The organism is Pseudoalteromonas sp. B160, assembly GCF_037162485.1.
Classification (GTDB): Bacteria; Pseudomonadota; Gammaproteobacteria; order Enterobacterales; family Alteromonadaceae; genus Pseudoalteromonas; species Pseudoalteromonas rhizosphaerae.
Window position 1 is genome coordinate 1,687,185 of the sequence record NZ_JARLUX010000001.1, and the last position, 22,922, is coordinate 1,710,106.

Annotated in this window: 18 protein-coding genes, 4 tRNA genes and 2 pseudogenes; 11 read left to right on the forward strand and 13 right to left on the reverse strand. The window is 41.2% G+C overall.

The genetic code is table 11. The annotated features are described in order from the left end of the window. Window positions 1–15: 15 nt before the first annotated feature. On the reverse strand, window positions 16–693 hold the full coding sequence (locus tag P4S61_RS07875; protein WP_337118096.1) for a hypothetical protein: 678 nt from the start codon (window positions 691–693) through the stop codon (window positions 16–18). 220 nt (window positions 694–913) lie between these two features. Here P4S61_RS07875 and P4S61_RS07880 point away from each other — a divergent pair, with 220 nt between their 5' ends. Both P4S61_RS07880 and P4S61_RS07885 read left to right on the forward strand, forming a co-directional pair. Then, a complete protein-coding gene (locus P4S61_RS07880; protein WP_337118097.1) occupies window positions 914–1,876 on the forward strand; it encodes a hypothetical protein in 963 nt (320 codons plus the stop codon). A 67-nt stretch (window positions 1,877–1,943) separates the two neighbouring features. Next, window positions 1,944–2,884: pseudogene (locus P4S61_RS07885) on the forward strand (alpha/beta fold hydrolase). A 321-nt stretch (window positions 2,885–3,205) separates the two neighbouring features. Here the strand turns inward: P4S61_RS07885 and tuf are convergent. The 8 genes from tuf to murB form a co-directional block, all read right to left on the reverse strand. Continuing rightward, the gene (gene tuf, locus P4S61_RS07890; RefSeq protein ID WP_182758002.1) at window positions 3,206–4,390 is read right to left on the reverse strand and encodes an elongation factor Tu; all 1,185 of its coding nucleotides are present in this window, start codon (window positions 4,388–4,390) and stop codon (window positions 3,206–3,208) included. Window positions 4,391–4,524: 134 nt separating this feature from the next. After that, a tRNA-Thr gene (locus P4S61_RS07895) sits at window positions 4,525–4,600 on the reverse strand. Window positions 4,601–4,612: 12 nt separating this feature from the next. Beyond that, window positions 4,613–4,687, reverse strand: a tRNA-Gly gene (locus P4S61_RS07900). 45 nt (window positions 4,688–4,732) lie between these two features. After that, a tRNA-Tyr gene (locus P4S61_RS07905) sits at window positions 4,733–4,817 on the reverse strand. A gap of 39 nt (window positions 4,818–4,856) precedes the next feature. Then, a tRNA-Thr gene (locus P4S61_RS07910) sits at window positions 4,857–4,932 on the reverse strand. A 120-nt stretch (window positions 4,933–5,052) separates the two neighbouring features. Further along, window positions 5,053–5,748, reverse strand: coding sequence for a type III pantothenate kinase (locus P4S61_RS07915; RefSeq protein ID WP_145242748.1), 696 nt, complete (start codon window positions 5,746–5,748; stop codon window positions 5,053–5,055). After that, on the reverse strand, window positions 5,745–6,737 hold the full coding sequence (gene birA, locus P4S61_RS07920; RefSeq protein ID WP_182732635.1) for a bifunctional biotin--[acetyl-CoA-carboxylase] ligase/biotin operon repressor BirA: 993 nt from the start codon (window positions 6,735–6,737) through the stop codon (window positions 5,745–5,747). Before birA ends, P4S61_RS07915 begins: the two co-directional genes overlap by 4 nt. Further along, window positions 6,734–7,744, reverse strand: coding sequence for a UDP-N-acetylmuramate dehydrogenase (gene murB, locus P4S61_RS07925; RefSeq protein ID WP_337118098.1), 1,011 nt, complete (start codon window positions 7,742–7,744; stop codon window positions 6,734–6,736). The genes birA and murB overlap by 4 nt, the downstream gene beginning before the upstream one ends. A 143-nt stretch (window positions 7,745–7,887) precedes the next feature. Here murB and P4S61_RS07930 point away from each other — a divergent pair, with 143 nt between their 5' ends. Further along, window positions 7,888–9,732, forward strand: a complete 1,845-nt coding sequence (locus P4S61_RS07930) for a M1 family metallopeptidase (protein WP_145242742.1) — start codon at window positions 7,888–7,890, stop codon at window positions 9,730–9,732. Window positions 9,733–9,798: 66 nt separating this feature from the next. On the opposite strand, the gene P4S61_RS07935 is transcribed toward P4S61_RS07930, so the two are convergent. Further along, the gene (locus P4S61_RS07935) at window positions 9,799–10,431 is read right to left on the reverse strand and encodes a DUF2057 family protein (protein WP_182735853.1); all 633 of its coding nucleotides are present in this window, start codon (window positions 10,429–10,431) and stop codon (window positions 9,799–9,801) included. Window positions 10,432–10,520: 89 nt separating this feature from the next. Here P4S61_RS07935 and P4S61_RS07940 point away from each other — a divergent pair, with 89 nt between their 5' ends. The 4 genes and pseudogenes from P4S61_RS07940 (at window position 10,521) to P4S61_RS07955 (ending at window position 14,529) form a co-directional block, all read left to right on the forward strand. Further along, window positions 10,521–10,892, forward strand: a complete 372-nt coding sequence (locus tag P4S61_RS07940) for a histidine triad nucleotide-binding protein (RefSeq protein WP_145242738.1) — start codon at window positions 10,521–10,523, stop codon at window positions 10,890–10,892. Window positions 10,893–11,118: 226 nt separating this feature from the next. Then, window positions 11,119–11,775 carry a helix-turn-helix transcriptional regulator gene (locus tag P4S61_RS07945; RefSeq protein WP_145242736.1) on the forward strand — a complete coding sequence of 219 codons (657 nt, stop codon included), beginning with the start codon at window positions 11,119–11,121 and terminating at the stop codon, window positions 11,773–11,775. A gap of 135 nt (window positions 11,776–11,910) precedes the next feature. Beyond that, window positions 11,911–14,066: pseudogene (locus tag P4S61_RS07950) on the forward strand (ATP-binding protein). Window positions 14,067–14,175: 109 nt separating this feature from the next. Beyond that, on the forward strand, window positions 14,176–14,529 hold the full coding sequence (locus P4S61_RS07955; protein ID WP_145242732.1) for a 2OG-Fe(II) oxygenase: 354 nt from the start codon (window positions 14,176–14,178) through the stop codon (window positions 14,527–14,529). 6 nt (window positions 14,530–14,535) lie between these two features. Here the strand turns inward: P4S61_RS07955 and P4S61_RS07960 are convergent, their stop codons facing one another. After that, window positions 14,536–15,954, reverse strand: coding sequence for a mannose-1-phosphate guanylyltransferase/mannose-6-phosphate isomerase (locus P4S61_RS07960; RefSeq protein WP_182820162.1), 1,419 nt, complete (start codon window positions 15,952–15,954; stop codon window positions 14,536–14,538). 172 nt (window positions 15,955–16,126) lie between these two features. Between P4S61_RS07960 and P4S61_RS07965 the strand changes: the two genes are divergently transcribed. The 3 genes from P4S61_RS07965 to P4S61_RS07975 all read left to right on the forward strand — a co-directional run bounded on the left by P4S61_RS07965 (window position 16,127) and on the right by P4S61_RS07975 (window position 19,993). After that, window positions 16,127–18,943, forward strand: a complete 2,817-nt coding sequence (locus P4S61_RS07965; protein ID WP_337118099.1) for a methyl-accepting chemotaxis protein — start codon at window positions 16,127–16,129, stop codon at window positions 18,941–18,943. Then, window positions 18,880–19,398, forward strand: coding sequence for a methyl-accepting chemotaxis protein (locus P4S61_RS07970; protein ID WP_337118890.1), 519 nt, complete (start codon window positions 18,880–18,882; stop codon window positions 19,396–19,398). Before P4S61_RS07965 ends, P4S61_RS07970 begins: the two co-directional genes overlap by 64 nt. Window positions 19,399–19,552: 154 nt before the next feature. Next, window positions 19,553–19,993: a DUF4124 domain-containing protein gene (locus P4S61_RS07975; protein ID WP_337118100.1), complete on the forward strand. Its 441-nt coding sequence runs from the start codon at window positions 19,553–19,555 to the stop codon at window positions 19,991–19,993. A gap of 2 nt (window positions 19,994–19,995) precedes the next feature. On the opposite strand, the gene P4S61_RS07980 is transcribed toward P4S61_RS07975, so the two are convergent. Next, a complete protein-coding gene (locus P4S61_RS07980; RefSeq protein ID WP_182735769.1) occupies window positions 19,996–21,111 on the reverse strand; it encodes an aminotransferase class V-fold PLP-dependent enzyme in 1,116 nt (371 codons plus the stop codon). Between the two features lies 1 nt (window position 21,112). Continuing rightward, entirely contained in the window at window positions 21,113–22,291 is a 1,179-nt protein-coding gene (locus P4S61_RS07985) for a PrnB family protein (protein WP_404936112.1), read from the reverse strand. Window positions 22,292–22,428: 137 nt separating this feature from the next. Here P4S61_RS07985 and P4S61_RS07990 point away from each other — a divergent pair, with 137 nt between their 5' ends. Then, window positions 22,429–22,887 (forward strand): Lrp/AsnC family transcriptional regulator, encoded by a 459-nt coding sequence (locus P4S61_RS07990; protein ID WP_182732562.1) that lies wholly within the window; start codon window positions 22,429–22,431, stop codon window positions 22,885–22,887. The last annotated feature ends 35 nt before the right edge of the window (window positions 22,888–22,922 follow it).

The following is a 22,922-nucleotide window of genomic DNA, read 5'->3' on the forward strand; positions in this document are numbered from 1 at the left end:
CCTGAGGTTCAGGGCCTAATTACTCTTTGATGGCTGAAAAATCTCATTTATCAATTTCTCTTGAGCCGTGGACCCTGCCATTTTAATCAACTCATACATCGCTCCTGTTGTCGCAAATGTGCTTTGTGTACAGCTAAACGCGTCAAACAAGTTGTACTGGTAATGCGTTGACTCAGCTAGTAAATCACCTGAAGACACATCATATACAAAAAACTCAGCATAGGTATGAAGCGCATTTTCATCTTTATAATAACCGTCTTTAGATCTATATTTAAACGCGCCACTGAAAATCAAAACCGTGTCTACATTTTGTTGATTATTAAACTCAATGTTGCTCCATCGCGAGACGCCTACATCAGTATTAATGATCGACATAGATTGCTTATTTAACGGCACTAAGGCGGTATCAAAACCAGCAAAGCGCGCAATTATCCGCTGCGTTAGTAGCTCATTTAAACCCGTAGGGAGCGCATACAACTGCCGTTCATTGCTGAATACCGTAACCCCTGTATGCGTACAAAGTAAGTTATCACCAATCAGCGTAATCACACCAACTTTACCAAGCGGTTTGCGATTTTCTGCGATGCTGAGGGTTGCTTTTTTGACACTGTCTTTTTTAACCTTTTCTTGCTTTGTTGCGCACCCCGATAGGAGCAAAAACAACGCAATAAAAAACCACTTAAATATATTCATATTTCCTTTTCCGTGCTGTATACAACGACCAAACAACATGATGTTTGCAAAGAGAAGAGTCTCCTTGCTTAATTAAAAATAAAATTAATCTTCGTTATCAATCATACTTAGCGAATAAATTATAATACGCTGAAGCACACTTAACTTTCTACATCTTTTAACAGACTTATAGCCCCAAAAGCGGTAAATTACGCCTTTTCAAATATGGAGCCTCCACCACATGCCTATTAGTAAAGGATCAGTCGCAATAGCCCTTGCCTCAGCCGCACTTGTGATCTCGTGTTACGGTACATTTTTCAAATCAGTGAGTTTACCTAACGACAAAAGTAGCACTGAACAGTCATCGATCATTGTTACTAATATGCCACTGAATAATGACAGCAACGAACTTTCAATTACCCAATTGCATAACAAAATAATATCTTTACAGCGACAAGTTACCAGCCTAAAAATAAAAAATACTTCTATAGATCAAGAATATAATAACGATGACTTTAAGGAGTTAGTGCTTGCTGTACTGACGGAAAAAGAACAGCAAGAAATAGATGAAATGCGTGAAAGCAACCCACTTTACGGTTTTTATGCCGACTTACCACAAGACTATGAACTACGCATAAAGTCAGACTCTGACTATGCGAAAAAAATAACCACACAATTACGAGAGCAAATACTCGACCCAAATGCCACAGACATCGATAGACTCGCAGCCCTAACTCAACTACAAATGAATATGTATATTTTGAATAAATCAAAAATACCTGAGTATGACTTTGCGGTAGTCGATAATATTTTAGAGCTGGCCGCTAATAGTGATGATGAGAAATTCAAAATCCAAGCCATTGAAGTCATAACTCAAGCACCCGTACTCGATCAACGCCTGACTGAGCGCTTTACTTCACTACTGCAGCATGAGTCTAACGATTATATTCGCCGTTTAGCGGGGCAAGGATTGATATCGCAATACTATCAATCGCAAAGCTCAGAAGATGGCAATAGCCAACAAATTGCCCAGCATATTTTATCACTTTACCAGCACACTAGTGATGATAATGTCCGCTCTGTACTTGATGAAATGATTGGCAATGAAAGCATGCTAGCAGAACTGCGAAAACATGCTGAAGAGTTAAACGTATTAAAAAACGGCTCTCATTCTGATATAAAAAATTCATATTTCTACTCATGAAGGATTACTGAGTTTTAACTATACTGTTTTGCATAAGTCGCTAAATAAACTATCGACATAACGTAATATGCGCACGATTAAAATTAAAAGTGGCATTACAATTAGCTATCAAGATAAAGGAAAGAAATCAGCGCCTGTCATCATTATGATTATGGGCCTTGGAGCGCAGCTAACAGTATGGCCTGATGAATTATATTTAGGCTTAGTAGCTAAAGGGTTTAGAGTCATTCGTTTTGATAACCGCGATACAGGTCTTTCAAGCCAACTTGAACAATTTGGTAGCCCTAACCTATTCAAAATATGGCTAAATAAACGGTTACCTATTAAATCCCGCATCCCATACACCTTAGATGATATGGCAAATGATGTATTAGAATTAATGGCCGAATTAAAAATCAAAAAAGCGCATTTAGTCGGTGCATCTATGGGCGGCATGATTGCACAAATTATCGCAGCTAAATATAAAAAAAGGTCTTGAGCTTAACCTCAATTATGTCAAGTTCGAGTAAACCTAAGCTATCGGCGTCTAATTTAAAGCTATTTTTACAGCTTACAAAACATCGTCGCGCCCAAGCCAGTCGTGATGGTGCTATACATTATAATATAAGGCTAAATCAATTAATTGGCAGTCCAGCCTATCCACAAGATGAACTAGCTTTGCGTAAACAAGCCACCCTAGGAGTGGATAGAGCACACAACCCGCAAGGCTTTAACCGACAACTTGCCGCTATTGCCGCCAGTGATTGTCGGCAACATTTAATGCCGAAAATAAAAGCCCCTACATTAGTTATTCACGGCAGTTTAGACCCAGTCATGCCAGTAGCCGCTGGAAAGCAAACCGCAGCCCTAATCAGGAAAGCTAAATTAAAGATAGTAAACGGTATGGGCCATGACTTCCCGCCAGCATTAATGGTAAAAATGACCAAGTGGATCAGCAAACACGTTAAGAAAGCAGAACAAAAGCGCGCGCAGAAAAAGTTAAAAAAAGCGGTAAGCGGTAAGCGGTAAGCGGTAAGCGGTAAGCGGTAAGCGGTAAGCGGTAAGCGGTAAGCGGTAAGCGGTAAGCGGTAAGCGGTAAGCGGTAAGCGGTAAGCGGTAAGCGGTAAGCGGTAAGCGGTAAAAATCTAGATCTCCTCAACTTAAATAGCAAGAAAATTTAATATATTTACTTTCTGTTATAAACGCGGTGGCAAGCCACTCGCCTACAAGTACATATTAACGCCGAGCAACTTAAAACTTTCCGCTTAGAGCTTACAGCTCAAATCGCAGACATTAAAAAAGGCCACCTAAGTGACCTTTTTTCTAATAATTAACTTTAAAAGTTAATTATTACTCTACGATAGTTGCTACTACACCAGCACCTACAGTACGGCCACCTTCGCGGATTGCGAAACGTAGACCTTCATCCATTGCGATTGGAGAGATTAACTTTACAGTCATCTTAACGTTATCGCCAGGCATTACCATTTCTACGCCATCTGGTAACTGTACGTCACCAGTTACGTCAGTTGTACGGAAGTAGAACTGTGGACGGTAACCTTTGAAGAATGGAGTATGACGACCACCTTCATCTTTAGAAAGTACGTATACTTCTGAAGTGAATGTTGTATGTGGGTTGATTGAACCAGGCTTAGCTAGTACTTGACCACGTTCAACGTCTTCACGTTTAGTACCACGTAGAAGTGCACCAATGTTCTCACCAGCACGACCTTCGTCAAGTAGTTTACGGAACATTTCAACACCAGTACAAGTAGATTTAGTTGTATCGTTGATACCAACAATTTCTACTTCGTCATTGATGCGGATGATACCAGCTTCAACACGACCAGTTACAACAGTACCACGACCTTGGATTGAGAAAACATCTTCGATAGGCATGATGAACGGCTTATCGATGTCACGCTCTGGCTCTGGGATGTAAGAATCAAGTGCGTCTGCAAGCTCAATGATCTTGTCTTCCCACTCTTTCTCGCCTTCTAACGCTTTAAGCGCAGAACCAGCGATTAGTGGTAAGTCATCACCTGGGAAATCGTACTCAGAAAGAAGTTCACGAACTTCCATTTCTACTAGTTCAAGTAGCTCTTCGTCATCAACCATGTCACATTTGTTCATGAATACGATGATGTAAGGAACGCCAACTTGACGAGAAAGAAGGATGTGCTCACGCGTTTGTGGCATAGGGCCATCAGTCGCAGCAACAACAAGGATAGCGCCGTCCATTTGAGCAGCACCAGTGATCATGTTTTTAACATAATCGGCGTGTCCAGGACAATCTACGTGTGCGTAGTGACGAGTAGGCGTATCGTATTCAACGTGTGAAGTTGAGATTGTGATACCGCGCTCGCGCTCTTCTGGAGCGTTATCGATTGATGCGAAATCTTTAGCAACACCGCCGTATACTTTTGCAAGTACGTTAGTGATTGCTGCAGTTAGGGTAGTTTTACCGTGGTCAACGTGGCCGATTGTACCTACGTTTACGTGCGGTTTTACGCGTTCAAACTTTGCTTTTGCCATGACGGAACCTATCAGTTTTGTGTATCTAGATTACATATGAAAATAATCCACCAGAGGTAGATTAAGTTAAATTTTTCAAATTTCAAATAGTATTTTCTGACAGATAAAGGAAGTAATCAAGAAGATTCTAAGACTGGTGCTGATAGGCAGAGTTGAACTGCCGACCTCACCCTTACCAAGGGTGCGCTCTACCAACTGAGCTATATCAGCAACACCAGAAACTGGAGCGGGCAGCGGGAATCGAACCCGCATCATCAGCTTGGAAGGCTGAGGTAATAGCCATTATACGATGCCCGCGTTAGCAACCTGTTCTTAAACTACCTCTAACCGTCAAGAATAAAGTGGTGGAGGGAGCTGGATTCGAACCAGCGAAGGCTGAGCCGTCAGATTTACAGTCTGATCCCTTTGGCCGCTCGGGAACCCCTCCACGATAATTCTTTACTAAACACTTTCGGTAAAAGGAAAGTGGTGCCGACTAACCGAGTCGAACGGTTGACCTACTGATTACAAGTCAGTTGCTCTACCAGCTGAGCTAAGTCGGCACTGCTTTAGTACGGGGCGAGATATTAGAGGAAGGTTGGTGGTGATGCAACAAGAAAATTAAAAAAAATGTGATTTTATGTGCCGAACGCTCACAAATCAGGCAAAACAGCCTGTTTTTGTTAATTTTTGCTCAATTCATACCAGTAATTGAGCCCCTTCATCACTAATTGCGGATCATAAATCGCGTCTAAAAATTGCGCTTTCAATAATGCACCATAGCCACCAGCAAAAATTAGTTGAGGTTTTTTATTGGTTAAATGTAATTTTGCTTGTTCAACAGCCCCTAAGGTTGCCACTAGCGCGCCATTTTTTAAACCATTAGGTGTGTTTACACCCAGCTCATTCGCAAAAGGCGTGTTGGCATCATCAAAAACACGCTGCGTATTCTGTGTTAATGAGCGTGTCATGAGATCAAGGCCAGGTAATATCCAGCCACCCAAATGTTGTCCTTGTGCTGTAAGTACATCAATTGTTGTGGCTGTGCCTGTGTCTATCACGATGCAATCTTGTTGCGGCCATAATTGAAAAGCAGCAATTAAACCAAGCCAGCGATCAATACCTAAATTACTAAATTGTTGATACGCACAGCTAAGGTTACTCAATTGTTTAGTCACTTTCGCTTCAAAACATGGCACCTGAAATGCCGATGCTTGTGCTAATAGTCCATTGAGTTGCTCATTTTTACCGACACTTGCATAAACCAGCTCGTTAATTTGCCGCCAAGGTAGCGCACTAACATCACACGGTTTGATTTCGCCTTGCAGGCATAGCGCTGCTTTAAGTGCTGTATTACCTACATCGATTAATAATCTCATTGAACTGCCTTGCGTAGTGAAATTTCACCACCGTAATAGCTTTTAACCTCACCATCTTGGCGAATACGAATACCACCTTGTGGATCTATGCCTTCACAGATACCACGCCAGCTTCTATGCCCAGTATTTAACTCCACACACTGTCCTGCAAAGGCGTTGAGTTCGTTCCACTGCTGATACATGTCATGCAAGCCAGTTTGACTGTACTGCGCTAATCGTTGCTCAAGGTGGTATGTTAAATGTGCCACCAGCTGATTTTTATCAATCTGTTGGCTATGTTGGCTCAAATCAGTCCACGCTTGGTCGATTTGCTGGCTGTAGCTTGTGGGCATTTGCAAATTAATACCAACGCCTATTACGAGCTGACATGGTCCTTGTGGCTGACCATCTAATTCGACCAAAACACCTGCGAGCTTTTCTTTATTAAGATAAATATCGTTTGGCCACTTGAGTTCAATATCTAACTGATACAGTGCTTTTAACGTATCGTAAACAGCTAAGCCTACTGCGATAGACATACCCATTGCGGCTTGCAGCCCGTCATCTAAGCGCCAGAAATAACTATAATACAAGTTCGCACCAAATGGAGACTGCCAAACGCGTCCGCGTCGCCCACGCCCTGCTTGCTGCATTTCCGCGACGACGACAGTGCCTGAATCTAGTGTTTGTTTAGCCGCAATACGGCGCATTAACTCACTGTTGGTCGAATCAATGATCGGATGCACTTCGATATGTGCCGTACTGGCGTTCAAGCCTTGATAATATTGCTGGATCTTATTTTGCTCTAACAAGCCCACGGAGTTATTAAGGCTATAACCCTTACCGCTAACTTTAAAAATATCCAGCCCCATCGCTTGTAAACTTTGCATATGTTTACTCACTGCGGCGCGACTAATGCCAAGTTGCTCACCAAGTAATTGCCCAGAGATAAAGCCCCCCTGATTGAGCGCATTTAAGATTGCTAATTTATTACCATCCGGCGCCTTCATGCTAACTCCCCTAAACCGATATGGCATTCAGTATCATTATTCATCAAGCGAACTTCATGCTGTAAGCTTATTTGATAACGTTGCCATATTTGCTGCTGGATATGTTGAATCATTTTAATTAGGTCACTGCCTTCACTGCCACCATGATTAACTAAAACTAACGCTTGTTGCTGATGCACTTCAATTCCTGCGATACGGTACCCTTTTAACCCTGCTTGTTCTATTAACCAACCGGCAGCTACTTTATGGTGGTGTTCATCATAGTAATAATGAGGCAACTGCGGATACGCGACGAGCAATTCGCTAAGTAACTGGTTTTCTATAATTGGGTTTTTAAAAAAGCTTCCGGCATTGGCAAGTATGTAAGGATCCGGTAATTTGCTGTTACGAGTTTTAATCACTTGCTCAAAAACCGTCTGCGCCGTTACCGACTCAAGCTGCTGTAAAGGACCATAGCTTAACTCTGGCTGCCAAAGTTTTGGTAATGCCAATGCAACGCAAGTGATCACTGCTTTATTTTCTAATTGATGCTTAAAAATAGACTCTCGATAGCCAAACTCGCATTGTTGACAACTAAGGCGGATGAGCTGCTTAGTGGCGATATCAAAATATTCTACGTATTCAATAAATTTTGCCAGCTCTACACCATAGGCACCAATATTTTGTACCGGTGCTGCGCCAACTGTACCAGGGATCAAAGCAAGATTTTCAAGCCCAGGCATCCCTTGTTTGAGCGTATATGCAACAAGCTGATGCCAGTTTTCTCCTGCAACAACTTCAAGTAAGTAATCATTGTCGCGTTCAATGATGGCGATACCGGTAGTCGCCATTTTAATTACAGTGCCTTGATAATCGCTTAAAAATACCGTGTTACTACCTTCACCTAAAATGCAAAAAGGGCTATCAAACGTCAGTAGCTGTAATTGTGTAAGGTCAGTTATTTCGCACAGTTGTGAACACTGGCTCGGTAAAGAAAATGTATGAAAAGCTTGCAAAGAAAGAGCCACAAAATGCCCCAAAGGTTAATCGTCACTAATCGCAATAGTGTAACCTATCGTCGCAAAACGCGCATCAGATTGTAAAAATTGCTCAACCCTGATGGTCAATCATGATATAAAACCTGCACTTTTTATTTCCGTCCAGGGTCAATATGAAACTTAAACCGCTTTTTTTAAGCCTCGCTATGGCAGGTATGTGCTCTCAAGCAATGGCCAGTGCCATTGATCAAAATTCCTATGCTAATCTTGATGATGTTATTACTACACACTTAAATCTTGATTTAGACGTTGATTTTGCTGACAAGCAGTTAGAAGGTTTTGTTGAGCATACGTTACAATGGCAAAATGCCGACAGCAAAACATTGGTACTTGATACCCGTGACTTAGATATTGATAAAGTAATGTATCAAGATCAAACTGGAGGCTGGCATAAAGCAAAATTTACCCTTGCTGCACGTGATGATGTTAAAGGCTCAAAGTTAACTATTACTTTTAAAAACCAAGCAGCAAAAGTACGCATTTACTACAATAGCCGCCCAGAAGCATCAGGCTTACAATGGTTAACACCTGAGCAAACAGCCAGTAAAACTCATCCGTTTATGTACAGCCAATCGCAAGCAATTCATGCTCGTAGTTGGATCCCAGTACAAGATACACCAGCGATGCGTGTAACTTACTCGGCACGTATTCATACACCTAAAGATGTTCGTGCGGTGATGAGTGCCGACAACAAAGATGCACTTTATAAAGATGGCGATTACATTTTTGATATGCCTCAAGCAATCTCTCCTTACTTAATTGCGATTGGCGCTGGTAATCTAGAATTTAAAGCTATGTCACGCCAAACCGGCATTTTTGCTGAACCAACCATTTTAGATGCATCAGTTGCTGAATTTGAAGACACGCAAGCGATGATCGATAAAACAAGTACCATGTATGGTGAATATGCTTGGGGCCGTTATGACCTCTTAATGTTACCGCCGAGCTTTCCTTTCGGTGGCATGGAGAATCCACGTCTGTCGTTTATCACTCCAACGGTTGTTGCTGGCGATAAAAGCTTAGTTAACTTAATCGCTCATGAGCTTGCTCACTCTTGGTCTGGCAACTTAGTAACCAATGCTACATGGGAAGACTTATGGCTGAATGAAGGTTTTACCTCGTACGTTGAAAACCGTATTATGGAAGAAGTTTATGGTCGTGACCGTGCGGTTATGGAGCAAGCGCTTGACGCTGCGGGCCTGCGTGCTCAACTTAAAACTATTGCAGCGCCAGATACTCGCCTTAACTTAAAACTTAATGGCCGCGATCCGGACGATGCATTCAGCTCAGTGCCATATACTAAAGGCCAGCTATTCTTAATTTACCTTGAAAACAAGTATGGTCGCGACAAGTTCGACCCATTTGTAAAAGCCTATTTTAAAGAGTTTTCATTCAAATCTTTGACCACCGCAGAGTTTGTTACTTACTTAAAAACGAACTTAATTGAACAGTATCCAGGTGTTGTTAGCATGGATAAAGTAAACGAGTGGATTTTTCAGCCTGGCTTACCGAGCGATGCACCAAACCCAACCTCAGATGCATTCGATAAAGTAGATAGTGCAACAGCAGCATGGTTAAAAGGTGACACAACTGCCGCACAACTTCCTACGGCAAATTGGACTGTGCATGAGTGGTTACACTTTTTAAATAACTTACCACGTGATTTAAGCCTAGATAAAATGGCGATGCTAGACAGCGAGTTCAACCTTACACAATCAACTAACGCAGAGCGTGCTTTTGCTTGGTTTATGCTTGCGGTTGGCAATGGCTATCAACCTATCTATCCAGCACTTGATAAACACTTATCAGGTATTGGCCGTCGCAAATTAATCGTGCCGCTATACAAAGCTCTGATTACTAATGGTAAACGTGAATGGGCACATGAAGTATACCTAAAAGCGCGCCCGGGCTACCACCCACTTGCGCAAGGTACTATTGACGACTTGTTTGCTAAGTAATAGCTAAATAACGAAAATTAAAAAGGGCGATTTATTCGCCCTTTTTGCTATCTATTTTAATCAGTGCTATTTATTTTTAGTGACTTTATCAATGAAAGCTTGCCGCTCTTGAGCACTGGCTTGTTGCCACCAAAAATCTAACATGGCGGCAGCACTAGGCGCATTACCTGCATTAGGTGCAGGGCGAGAAACTGGAGCTTGTAAATTAGCAGCCATCGGTGCAGCTCTGGTTGCTGCTGTTGGTGCTACTTGCACTGTCGCAACTTGAGAGTTAATACTACTTGTCAAATCGGGCTCAGCTATAATGGCTAGCGGCGTGCCTAATGACGCCCCTTTTGCTTGTAAGCTCACTTGTGGCGCTTCTGCAAAAACTTCTGCTGCTACCGCATTATCAGCACGGTTAAACACCACATCATAATCTGTATTGGCAGCAATGGTCATCGTCACCCAAAATGGTTCTGAGTCGATAACTTGATGCTCATCGTAACCTTGCTCGTACAAATCGGTGTATTTAAGTTTGAGCTGATATACGCCAGGAACCAGCTCGACTTCATCAACACGGTTGAAAAATGAATGCTCAATTTTCTTATCGCCCACTTGTAATGGCACTATTTCTTCAGGAAAATTGACGGTTTCGGCCACGCTTGTCGCACTCAAAAATAATGACACAATACCGCTTAATAATAAATGTTTACGCATAATAGCTCCTTGTTGTTTGATTTCAGTTTGACACTGCAGGCAAAGTTTGTCATTAGTGACTTTAGTACAACCGACAAAGAGCCCTTTAAATGAGCCAAGAAACTATTTTTACTAAAATTATTAACCGCGAGATCCCAGCTGATATCATCTACGAAGATGAGCTTAGTTTAGCGTTTAGAGATATCAACCCACAAGCCCCTTTTCACGTGCTGATTATCCCGAAAAAAGCGATTGCGACCATCAATGATATTACCGAGCAAGATGCGCCAATTGTTGGCCACCTGTATGTGGTTGCTGCAAAAATAGCGAAACAACAAGGCTTTGCAGAGGATGGTTTCCGCGTGGTAATGAATTGCAATGAACATGGCGGGCAAACTGTTTATCATATCCATTTACATATGCTAGCAGGTAAAATAATGGGGTGGCCACCTTACCAAAATAAGACTAAAGGTTTACTTTAAACGGCTTAACTGTAAATATTTGTAAAAAAATTAACTTTGAAAGAAAATGTTATTTGCTATTAATTTCAAATTGTTACAAAGTTTTTTAAATGTATCTTTTATGACGAATACGATAAACGTTATAAAACTATGTCTATCTTACCCTAAAGTAGGAAATTTCTAATACTAAAGGGGCGGATTGCATGTTAGGATTGATTAGTCAACTTTATTCAAGAGTATAGTAAGTATGAGTAGTTCTGCCTTTTTGTTACTAGATCTAGAGCCAATTAATACAATTGGTATTAATGTATTAGAGCCTTTATTAAAAACCCAAGGGCTCAATGTTACTACCGGAACAAATATATCTGACGTTCCTGAGGGAACGCGTTTATTGTTTATCGAAACATCAAGCCAAGACGCTTGGGGGAAATTGAAAGAGCAATTGGTCAATCTACGTATTAAGTGCGATATCGTATTATTCAACTTAGACGAAAATCCAGAACTAGCTAATCGTGCATTGTTAAGCGGTATTCGGGGTGTTTTTTATACTACCGACAATGCTGATGTGCTAATGAAAGGCATTCGTTTATTACTCGAAGATCAGCTGTGGTATCGTCGTGATATCATGTGTAACGCATTAAACCGTATGTTGCAGTTCAATAAAGACGCATTACATAAGCTCACTGACGGTGATATTGAACCTGTAAAATTAACTAAACGCGAAAAAGCAATTATCTCCTTAATGAGTAACGGCTCTAAAAATAAGGAAATAGCTGAAGCGTTAAGCATTAGTCCACACACTGTAAAAACTCATTTATACAGCGCATTTAGAAAGACAAAATGTCGTAATCGTATTGAATTATTATCGTGGGCACAACAAAATATTCCGGACGAAATTCGCTAATCTAGTAACTCTTATTTTAATATTAAAACAGGTACTTTGTGCCTGTTTTTTTTGTTTATTCTAGAGCACGATATTTGCTAACAAATGCAATTGCCATTATTCTAAACTCGTCATCCTGATCTGCTTGGAATATGAATGCTCGACTCCCTCACGCTCTACTCTGCCAGTGCCGCCATGATGGTCGTCATGGCACTACTCAACTTTTTAACTTGGCGCGCCAACAAAAACACTCCAGGCACAGTGTTATATATTCTTTATCCTTTAGTGCTATTTATTGCTCTAATGAGCTTTGCCTTACACGGTCGTCTCGATAGCATTATCACTATTGTTCTTGCTAATAGTTTATGGTTTAGCGCGTCCATCATCCATGCATTAGCAATCAGCCAATTTTTAGGTTACCGCGGCAAAGAGTTTCGGTTTTTTGTATTAGCAACCTTGTTTTGCGGAGCATTGCTAATGTACTTTACCGTAGTTGATTCTAACCTTCGTAATCGTATGCTGGCCTCTGATTTACAGCATATAAGCGAAGCACTGTTTTTACTGTACTTATTTATTCGCTTTGCCCGTAAGCCCTACCCCAATGGCAGCATTGTCTATATTTTGATCCTGACCATTATTAGCTGTATTTTTGTCGGTCGCGCTTTTTTAATGGAAGATGTTAACAATTTCACACTGTTAAAAGAAAACTGGTTTAGCGTGACCTTACTGGTTAATGGCGTGATCGCCCCAATGTTTTATACCACCGGGATGGCGTTATTATGTAACGAGCGCAGAGAGCAAAACCTCAATCAGTTAACTAATAAAGCGCAAAAAGATCTTGAAATAAGAGGCTTATTTTTATCTACCATTAGTCATGAAATTCGCACTCCCCTTAATGGTATTTTAGGTAGTGCGCAATTGATCTTAAATCAATCAACAGACCCGCGAGACAAACCTTATTGCGAAGCCATTATAAACTCCGCCGAATCACTTAACTTGTTAGTGGATAAAGTGCTTGATTACGCAAGCCTTGACCAACACAACGAAGCACTTTATGAAGAGGACGTAGAATTTAAAACTTGGTTGCATAACTTATGTTTATTACTTAGTCCATTAGCCGAGCAGAAACGCTTAAAGTTTGAGTTAATTTATAACCTCCCAGAGCAAGCTTGTTATTACTGCGACCAACAAAAACTTCGGCAAATCATCATTAACCTCGTTGGTAATGCGATTAAATTTACCGACAAAGGTGAAGTTAAAATTCGCGTAGAGTTATTAGAGGAGCGCCAACTTGAACATCATATTCGTATTAGTGTAATTGACTCGGGGCCTGGCATTGAAGATGATGAAATAGAATACCTTACAGAGCCATACGTACAAAGTAGCGCAGGTAAAGAAAAAGGCGGAACAGGCCTAGGGCTTGCTATCACCAGCCGCCTACTAGCCAAACTGGGCTCCCAACTTGATATTACCAGTGAGTTAGATAAAGGCAGTTCGTTTAGCTTTGATATCACGCTTGTGCTTGGCGAACTCAGCCTTGTTGAACAGCGCCATCAATCAAAAGATTATTTAACTGGACTAGATGTATTACTGGTCGAGGATTTAGATTTAAATCAAAAAATAGCCATAGAATTTATGGCTGATGATGAGCATAAAATCAAGCTCGCCCGCGATGGTAAAAGTGCTATTAACCTGATGCAAGAGTACCACTTTGATGTTGTGCTATTAGACATGAACCTGCCAGATCTGACTGGCCAAGAAGTACTTAAAACCCTCAAAGGTATGGAGCATAAAAATCAACGTACCCCAGTACTCGCCTTTACTGCCAGTTTAAGCCCTGACGAAATCAAAGAGTATTTCTCATTAGGAATAAAAGACATTGTTGGTAAACCAATTAAACAACAAAAATTACGCCAAGCATTAAGTGATTCACAAAGCAGCCATGCACCCAGTATTGCCGTTGAGCTGAGTGATGTTTTATATGACAATACCGCAGCAGACACATTAAAAAGCTCTTTTAGTGAAGACGAGATTTCGTCTATTTACAACGAGTTTGTATTATCCGCACGCAACAAGCTGATCCGTGCTCAACAATTATTAGACGAAGATAAAGAACAATGTATTAAGCTGCTCCATCGCCAAGCAAGCACCGCTTTACAACTCGGTTTTAACCGCTACGGCATAGAGTTAAAAAAATAGAACGACGCTTACTCGACAACAAACCGCTTAAAGAGTCACTCACAGAAGCATTGGTGTTATGGCAAAATAGCCTTGAGCAGTATTTAAAGTATGTCAGGGAGCAGATGAGTTGACGAATTGGCGAGTTGGCGAGTTGGCGAGTTGGCGAGTTGGCGAGTTGGCGAGTTGGCGAGTTGGCGAGTTGGCGAGTTGGCGAAGTTAAAGTAATAAGGAAAAGATACAATGGCTATTTTTAAAAATTTATTTCGCTGGCAGCGTGGCAGGCAAGATTCGGGCTATGACAAAATGCTTCTGTGTGGCGCCCATTGGCCAGTAAAGTTTGATACTTATTTAATTAAGTTTCCCGTTGGTAGTGAAATAAAGCCCCATACAGATAAAGTAAAAAAAGGTAAGCATTTTCGTTTAAATCTCATTATCAAACGTGCCCAACTGGGCGGTGAGTTTATGTGCGAAAACACCTTATTTCAAAGCCAGCGTATAAAACTATTTAGGCCCGATATAACTCAGCATGCAGTAACCAAAATAGAAAAAGGTAGTCGTTATATATTAAGTATTGGCTGGGTTAAAAGCGATTAACCTTCACTATTTTCTACCATACTGATCGTCAAAACGTTCAATATCCGTTTCATCTAAAACGCTGCCAGTTTGTACTTCTATAAGAATAAGTGGCTCATTTTGCGTGTTTGCTAAACTGTGAATGTGACCGGCGGCTATATAGCAAGATTGATCGGCAGCAAGCCTGTGTGCTTGGCCATCAATACGCACATCAGCAATGCCAGAGACGACAACCCAATGTTCAGCGCGGTGCTGATGGCGCTGCGTTGAAAGTTTGCCAGCTGGGCTGACAATAATTTTTTTCACTTTAAAGCCGGTGCCTGCAATTAACACTCGGTAACTACCCCACGGTCGATACACGGCTTGATGATGGATCAATTTATCACCGTGCTTAACGGCTAATTGCTTTAATAGTTCCGGAAGCTGCTCTAATTGGCTTTTGCTCGCGACTAAAGTTGCATCATGGGTGTGAATAATCGCTAAATCACTCACCCCAAGAGCTGCGATACTATGACCTTCTTCACCGCTGAGCAAGTTGTTATGGCTATGTAAAACCACGTCATCTGTGCTTAGGCTATTGCCTTGCTCGTCTTTATCGGCACTTTGCCATAGCGCATTAAAACCGCCGACATCATTCCAATTCAGCGCTAAAGGCAGCACCGCCACATTTGGGCTGCGTTCTAAAATAGCATAGTCGATTGAATCACTTGGACAGTTTTTTAAGACTTCATTATTGGCACGGGTAAAACCTAAGTCACCACTGAAATTGGCGGCTGCTGCAATGCAACTGGCGATTTTTGGTGCAAAACGCTCAAGTTCAGCAAGGTATGCGCTAGGAGTGAATAAAAACATTCCACTGTTCCAGCTATATTCGCCACTGGCAAGATATTGCTGTGCTAATAGTAGACTGGGCTTTTCTTTAAATTGATCAACTTCATAGCAGTTTGAAGATGCTATTTTAGTGCCATTTTTAATATAACCGTAACCGCAATGGGCTGAGTCTGGCTCAATTGCAAAGGTAATTAACTTGCCCTGTTGCGCCAAGCTTATCGCATCAGGAAGTTGCTCTATTAACAACTCAAAGTTATCAATATGATGATCGGCTGGAATCACTAATAAAGGTTTATCAAGCCCTTGCTGTAATGCATATTGTGCTGCCAATGCGATGGCGGGAGCAGTATTTTTGCCATCAGGCTCTAATAGTAACGCCATGGTTGCAACACCGATTTGCTGGCATTGGCTGCTGACAATAAAGCGATGCTGTTCATTACAAACCAAAATCGGATCAGTAAAACATGAGTCAGAGACTCTATTTAAGGTACTTTGCAATAATGACTCATCTCCCAGTAAAGGTAAAAACTGTTTTGGCATAGCTTGGCGCGATAATGGCCATAACCGCGAACCGATACCACCGGCCAATACAACTGGAATAATGGAGTTTTTCATAGCAAACACACTTAAATTTGAATGCCCGTAGTTTAACAGAGTATAGCGAGTGCATTACAGCAACTAAAAAATCTATTTTTCGTCATCGACTCGCTTTTAATTCAAGCTGTTCTACACTAAATCTTAATTACCTATATTAGGTTTACAGCTTTGCTTTGATAAGGATGTTGTTATGGCTAACCAAACCCGTTCATTCGGAAATTTTGTACGTAATATTGGCTTGACTAAAAAGCTTGTTATTGCCTTTTTGCTCGTTGCATTAATTCCCTTGGCGATAGCCATCAGTCTTGCACTGTATAACTCGGCTACTGCTTTAAATAAACAAACTTATGCTCAATTAGAAGCGGTTAGTGAAATTAAAAAAAGCGCCATTGAAAGGCATTTTGCCGATATACATGCGCAATTATTATTTTTAGCACAAAGCCCTTTACTCCACACCGCAGCAGATGAACTTAGCCGTGCATTTAAAGAGCCCTATACAACATCTCTCGACAGCACCGCAGAGCAACAGCTGGCAGATTACTATCACAACGACTTTAATACTAAATACCGGCTTAAAAACGAAGACAAATTGCCAACTTCTGAGCTGCTTTCCACACTTTCACCCACGGCTAAATATTGGCAATCACAATACCTAGCAGATAACCCATACCCACTTGGCGAGAAAGCAAAATTAGTACAAGCAAGTGCTGATAATAACTACAATTTACTACACAGCAAATACCATAGCTTTTTACTAAATTTTGCGCAAAAATTTGATTTTTATGATGTCTTTATCATCGACAATCGCAGCGCTGAAGTAGTTTACTCTGTTTACAAAGAAGTTGACTTTGCCACTTCTTTACTCGATGGACCTTATGCTAATAGCAACCTAGCATTGGCATTTAAACAAGCAAAAATGATCAATGAAGATGAAATAACCTTTGTCGATTATCAGCAATATTTGCCATCTTATAATGCACCAGCCAGTTTTATCGCCACCCCAATTTATAACCAAGGCGTACATACCAGCACCTTGATTTTTCAACTATCCATTGATGCCCTAAATGTCATTATGACTGAGCGGGCTGGCTTAGGTACAAGTGGCGAGACATATTTAGTCGGACCTGATTTTTTAATGCGTTCTGATTCCTTTCTCGACCCCGAAAACCGCTCAGTTGTAAATTCTTTTCGCTATCCAAGCATAGGTAAAGTAAAAACGCTGGCAACTGAGCTTACTCAGCAAGGTAAAAAAGGTCAGCAAGTAATCACCGATTATAGCGGCTCCTTAGTACTGTCGTCTTATCAACCTATTAACGTATTAGGTATACAGTGGTCATTACTGGCTGAAATAGATAAAAAAGAAGCTTTTGCCACAGTCAGTCATTTAACGACGATTCTCATTAGCACCTTAATAATATCGATCATTGCCATTACTCTGGTCGCTATTTGGTTTGCTCGTTCGCTCACCCGCCCTGTGCAATTACTTGTCGACACAATGCGTCACGTTGAACAAAAAGGTGATTTTTCGGTACGAACGCCAGTGCTTTCGAATGATGAAATAGGTTCATCGGCAAGTGCTTTTAATTGCCTCCTTGATGCGCTGCAAAGCTCTATTTCCCAAACCAATACGGTTATGAATAAAATGGCCGCAGGTGAATTTAACCACCGAATTAGTGCGCCCTGCAAAGGTGAATTAGATTCCTTAAAACAGGCCACAAATAATTGCGCAGACTCGCTAGAGCAAGCAATGAGTGAAATAAATCATATTATAGATGAAATGAGCCAAGGAAATTTTAACAGCCAAATAACAACCCCAATGCAGGGACAGCTGGCCACCTTAAAACAAAATATAAATGGCTCTCTGCAATCGCTAAATAGCACCATTACTGAAATTGTCGGGGTAATGAGCCATATCGAACATGGTGACTTTAAACAACAGGTTACGGTAGCCGCACAAGGCTCTTTGGCACAATTAAAAAACAGTGTGAATAATTCAGTACACAGTTTAGCGGGAGCAGTAAGTGATATCAGTCGCGTAATGAGCGCACTTCACGATGGGGATTTTTCACAACACCTTGAGCAACCTCTACAAGGCCAGTTAGCCACACTTAAAAATGATATCAACGCGAGCGTCGACAATCTCGCGTTAATCATTAAAAATATTAACGATGTTATGGCAGCCGTAAATGCTGGCAACTTTAAACAACAAGTAAATTGCAGTGCCAATGGCCAATTATCAACTTTAAAGCATAATATTAATAACTCAATTATGGGTTTAGACACTGCTGTAAGTGAAATATCAAACGTTATGCTGGCGATCAGTAAAGGTAACTTCGAGCAGACAATCGATAGCGATATGAATGGCCAACTCAATGTACTTAAAGATGATGTAAATAGCTCTATTAGCAATTTGAGTATTGTTATTGCTGAACTCGCGCGCGTTATGGCAGCTATGCGTAGCGGTGATTTTAATCAACAACTAGAGACAAACATGCAAGGCCAATTAGCGCTGCTGCAAAATGATGTGAACAGTTCTTTGACCATCACCGCAGATGCAATCGCAGAGGTAACTAAGGTATTAAGCGGGCTTGCTCAAGGCAATTTAAATCAACAAGTACAGCAGGATTACCAAGGTGTATTTGCTACATTAAAAGCAGATGTAAATCAAACGATTGAAAAACTTACCAGTGTTATTAGCAGCATCCAAGACTCTGCCTTAAGAGTATCACAAAGCGCCGCAGAGATAGCAGAGAGTAACACCGAAATAAGTCAACGCACTGAAGAGCAAGCAGCCAATTTAGAAGAAGCCAGTGCTAGCAGCAGTAACATGCTAGATGAAATAGCAGCCATTGCTAAGCAAGCTAACGAAGCGGTTAAGCTTGCAGAAAACGCTCAAATGAGCGCAACCGAAGGGGCGAGCTATCCATACAAACGGTTCATGCCATTGTTGAGGTCAATAACTCCAGTAAGGATATTAATGAAATTGTCTCTGTTATTGATGAAATAGCATTTCAAACCAATTTATTAGCTCTCAACGCAGCGGTAGAAGCTGCCAGAGCTGGCGAGCATGGTCGCGGGTTTGCGGTCGTTGCCAATGAGGTTAGAGAATTAGCTGGACGTAGCGCAACCTCGGCGAAACAAATTAAAACTATAATAAGCAACAGCAACCAAAAAATTAGTCACGGTACCGCCCTTGCTAACTCATCAGGTGAGAAACTAAAGCAAATTGTCAGCGCTGTGGCTGATGTTAACCATATGATAGTGTCAATCAATAGCTCTTCGATTACTCAACAGCAGGCAATTAAAGAGGTAGATATTGTGGTACAACGTCTAACAACCTTGATCCAAGAAAACTCAGCGATGACTGAAGAAACCATGGCTGCGGCAAAACAAATGGCAGATCAAGCTAACACTATGCGTCACTTACTCGGGTATTTTTCACTGCAAAAGGCACCGTTATAAGGAAAATAAATTCACTGATAAAATCGCAACGATTAATTGGCGATTCAAATTAACAAACTTGATAAACTAGCTGCACTGGATATTTTAATGCAAATTTAGGGATTCATAAGTGTACTTGCGACAACTTCAGTTAACAATGGTGTGTGCCGTAGCAATGCTGATACCACCAGCAGCTGTGGCTACGGCTGCTTACCAATGCACGGTTGATGGCGTGGCTACCTTTAGTCAACTACCTTGTGGTGACGATGCTAAAGAAATAAAAATTCCACCAACTAATGTGACCCAAGTATCTAATACGCAACAAAGCAAAGATATCATGGCGTCTGTAGATAGTTATGTTGCGATGCAAAAAATTGATCGTGAAATTGCAGTTTATCAACGAGAAATAAAGCAACTTCAAGATACTCTTGCAGAACAAAAAACCAAAATAAACTATATGACGCAAGACTCTGCAAATAAAATGGGTGCAAACTCAATTGCTGATGCGATAGCAAAACGCACAGCACAAGCGGAGCAACGCATTGAGCCGAAAATAAAGCAGTATCAGCAACAAATTGATGCGTTAAAAGCGTTTAAAACGCAACTAAGCCAATAAATTTAGCTTAGGGTTTGTTTAACCACTTTTATTAGCTGTGCTATATCACTACTGTTGTTATAAATATGCGGTGAAACTCTCACCCCATATGCTCGCGCATCGACACTTATATTCGCCTGAGACAGCGCGCTTAATACCGCTGGCTGTTGCTCGCCAAAATTTAAAATAGCTGTACCGCTACGTTTTTCTGGCGTTGTTGGTGACACCAAATATGGCCTAAACTCTGCACTTAATTGTTCAAGTAGCGCCAAGTTGTGCGCTCGCACTGTTGCAACACCTAATTTAGCAAAGTAACCAATGCTATGCCCTGCGAGAACAAATGGCGCAATCGATGGAGTGCCGCCCCAAAAACGCAATGCGCTATCATGATAAGCAAAGTGATGAATATCAAACTCAAATGGATTTTGATGTGAAAACCACCCTACATCTTGTGGTTCGCACACATTTAATTGCGCCTGGCTAACCCATAAATATGCCGCACCGGGACCTGAGCATAACCACTTAACGCTGGAACCAATCATAAAATCAGCATCAACTTGGCTTAAATCTAGAGGCAATACACCAGCTGACTGCGCCACATCAACAAGACTCAAACAGCCTGCGTGCTTACACAGTTGCGTAATTTCAGCTACTGGCGCTTGCTGGCCAGTATTTGAATAAGCGTGACTAATAAATACTAAATCAATATCTGTTTGAATATATTGTTGCCATTGCACGCTATCAGTTAAATCTACGTGTTCAGGAATAAACTTTATTTCAGCGCTACTAGCCAGCGCTTTTTGCATTGCAAACCCCATGCTAGGAAAGTCACTTTGCGCCATCAACACCTTACAATTAGCTTGCCGTAAGCGAGGATGCGACATAACTAACTTTGTTAAAGCGCTCGATAAATTTACTTGTGGGCAAAATTGCCTGCTCGGTGAATTAAACAATGTACTGAGCGCCTGAGTAAAGCGTTCAATGGCTGGCAGCCACTGCTGCCATGGCTCTTTATTACTCGCTTGCCAAGGAGCAAAAAAGTGCTGGTTAAAATCATCTTGGCTGCTTTTCAGTGCACGGCCAACAGAGTGATTTAGCAAGTAACAGCCTGCCGCAAGATTAAAGTCATCTTTGTACATATTAATTACTCACCCATTGCTTTAATTGTGCTAAATCATCATAACGAGTTCTTATATCATCACGCTTTGCTGCTGCTCGACGATCTCTTAATTGTTCAAGAGAATCCAATAACACATGCAATGGCGGACCGCTGGCAGTTACTTTATTCATATGTTGCTGTTGCATGTGTTGAGCTGGCTGAGCTATAAACTTACTAACCAGTTGATTATGATGACCTATTGCAGTATCGCCATGCAGCTTACATACTTGTATAAACAACTTGGCATTGGTTTTAAACCACGAGCTGTGGCGGGTATCTCCTGCCGCTAAAAAGTCATCCATTATGCTTGGCATACGCATAGACTCTCGCAGAATTTGCTGATCTTCAGGCATCATATATAAAAATTTATCCACCAGCATTTGTGAGTAACTCGGTTCGTTGGCAAAGCATAAACCTAACAGCATATCTATAACGTTAATTCCGGCAAAATCTCCCGCATTGGCTCCACGGTAAACCTCTTTGCCAACCCGATACGGCTTATAGTAAGGACGTACACAGAAAAAGAATCGCTCGGTGTCTAACTGATTATATAAAGCCGTATTCGATTCAATCACATCGACCAACGCCTGCTTGGCAACTTTAAGTAAATCACCGCATAGCGGATGCGAAATACCTAATGGCTGAATTTTTAATAATGCGTCAGCTGCTCGCTTATAGGCTAAAATCCCTTTGGTATTGTAATCAATAAATAATTTTTCATCTGGCAGATCCGTAAAGCGCTTATAAAGGCCATTAATCGCCTTATTATGGGTGGTTAAGTGAGCCGTCGCAAAACGCGGAGTAACCCCAATTGATGCACCAATATGCATGGCTAGTGCCGAGGCCTCGACTAAAGGGGAGGTTGTTTCGCGCGATGGTTCAGTGATCTCATGGCGTCGACAAGCCGCCATAAATAATCCTACATTGCCAAGTAAATCAAACGCACGATCAAATCCTTCATCAGTATTGCCTTCTGCCAGTAACTTACGAATATGCGCATTACCCTCAGCCTCTAACTGATGCTTAAATTGCTCCCCGACAAATTCTACGTTAGCTTTATCTTCTTGTTGCCAATAGATAGCCTCTAGTTGACTATTAATTTCTACAAAGCGGGTTCTGAGCCACTCATCAAATGCCTGGGTATTATTACTCACAGGTATTACTCCATACCAAATTTTATTGCATTTAGGTTAACAGATAACATAGAGCACAAATCAGCAAAACCACTAATAAAAACCCATACAATTAGTGATATTCACTCTATAATCACCATTAAATAAAATTTATTGTCATAGTTATGAGTTTAGATAAAAAAGATCAACAATTACTAACGTTGTTACAAAGCAATGCGCGCACCTCTGTATCAGAACTTGCAACAACTGTAAGTCTATCGGATACCCCTTGTTTGAGACGTATAAAAAAACTTGAAGCAAGCAAGGTGATCACTGGCTATCACGCAGCCTTAAACCCACGCGCACTCGGGTTAAACGTGCTGGTCTATGCGTTTGTGCGGTTGAGCCAAAATTCCGCCAGTGCGGCAAATATGTTTGAAGAACACGTGGAAAAACTGAATCATGTACTGGAGTGCTCTGTCATATCAGGAAGCTATGATTACTTATTGAAGATTATTGCTACCGATTTAGAAAGCTACGAAAGTTTTGTTAAATATAAGCTAGGGAGTATTGATTGTATTGCTAACATTGAGTCTACAGTGGTTTTAAAGCAAACATTTAGCAAAAAGCAGCTACCACTTTAAAAAATAATACTATTTAGTGCCGATTCGCTATACTG